At 65.1% G+C, this 1,287-nt stretch carries 2 protein-coding genes; both read left to right on the top strand.

Annotation, left to right across the window (positions count from 1 at the left end):
- Positions 1 to 7 precede the first annotated feature (7 nt).
- The gene (locus SM763_RS24135) at positions 8 to 322 is read left to right on the top strand and encodes a phage holin family protein (protein ID WP_065270983.1); all 315 of its coding nucleotides are present in this window, start codon (positions 8 to 10) and stop codon (positions 320 to 322) included.
- 73 nt (positions 323 to 395) lie between these two features.
- Positions 396 to 1,178, top strand: coding sequence for a glycoside hydrolase family 19 protein (locus SM763_RS24130; protein WP_369000126.1), 783 nt, complete (start codon positions 396 to 398; stop codon positions 1,176 to 1,178).
- Positions 1,179 to 1,287 lie beyond the last annotated feature (109 nt).

Raw genomic sequence — 1,287 nt, 5'->3', positions numbered from 1 at the left:
ACTTCTGATGGATGAAACCGGCCTGGTGGACTGGCTGTCCAATCTGATCGGCGGCGCGGCAACAACGCTGGTGGGCGCTTCCTTGGGGCGCCTGATGTGGCACTCCGGCGAGGTGCGCAAAGGACAGCGCCGCTTCTTCGGCCCGGAGCTTCTCTGGGAAATCCCGGTGGCCTTTGGGATGGCCATCATCGGGGAGGCGATCGCCAGTTACCTTGGCGCCAGTGCCACGGTCAGCACCGGCATTGTCGCGCTGGCCGCCTACATCGGCCCGCGCGGCGCCGAGGTGCTGCTGGCCAAGTGGCTGACCCGCGCCAAACCCTGACCTGATCCCCCGACCCCTGAAACCGCCCCGCCAAGGATGCCCTTGCGCGGGGCTTTTGCATTGGAGGCTTTCCATGCCTGACATTCTCAACTTTGAAACCCTGCAGAAGATCACTGGCCCGATCGTGCCGGGCAGCAACCAGGCGCGCAATGCGCAGTCCTTCCTGTTGGCGCTGAACCGCTATGGATACGATCTGGGCCTGAACCAACCGCACCGGCTGGGCTACCTGCTGGGGCAGGTGCTGCTGGAATGCGGCGCCTTCCGCTATGACCGGGAAATCTGGGGCCCGACCGCAGCGCAGGCGCGCTATGACACCCGCGCGGATCTCGGCAACACGCCGGAACGTGATGGCGATGGCTACCGGTTCCGGGGCCGCACCGGCATGCAGATCACCGGGCGGGCCAATTACCGCGCCTTCACTGCCTGGGTGCGCCGCCTCGATCCTACCGCGTCGAATTTTGAGGCGGATCCCGATGCCGTGAACCTCGATCCCTGGGAGGGGCTGGGGCCGCTCTGGTACTGGTCTGAACGTGGACTAAACCTGCTGGCCGATCGGGGTGATATCCGGGCCGTCACCCGGCGGATCAATGGCGGGTACAATCATCTGTCCGAGCGCAAGCGCTGGACCCTGCGCGCCCAACTGGTGCTGCTGGGATACGGCGCCACGGATCTGCGGGCCTTCCAGCGCGCTGCCGGTCTGGCGGCGGACGGCATTCCCGGCCCGAAATCCCATGCGGCGCTGCATGCGGCCTTGCTGGCCCTGCCGCCGATCGCGCGCCCGAACCTCAAACCCAAAATCGAAACCACCGGGATCCGCGCCTTCCTTGCGCAGTTCCTGCCCTGGCTGGCGGACTAATCCGCCGGCCGTTTTCTTCCCACTTTAAAACAGAGGACTAACCCATGAACTGGAATGACATTCTGCAACAGCTTCAGCCCGCGCTGATCAGTGGCCTGAGCTTGCTCCT

Source organism: Pseudophaeobacter sp. C1-32P7, from assembly GCF_041008775.1.
GTDB classification, from domain to species: Bacteria; Pseudomonadota; Alphaproteobacteria; order Rhodobacterales; family Rhodobacteraceae; genus Phycobacter; species Phycobacter gallaeciensis_A.
The sequence above is the reverse complement of the archived record's forward strand: the minus strand, read 5'-3'. Positions and strand labels throughout refer to the sequence as shown.

What these genes read in the sequence shown, in the direction of transcription:
- SM763_RS24130 (WP_369000126.1), top strand. Translation starts at nt 396, where the DNA reads ATGCCTGACATTCTCAACTTTGAAACCCTGCAGAAGATCACTGGCCCG.
- SM763_RS24135 (WP_065270983.1), top strand. Translation starts at nt 8, where the DNA reads ATGGATGAAACCGGCCTGGTGGACTGGCTGTCCAATCTGATCGGCGGC.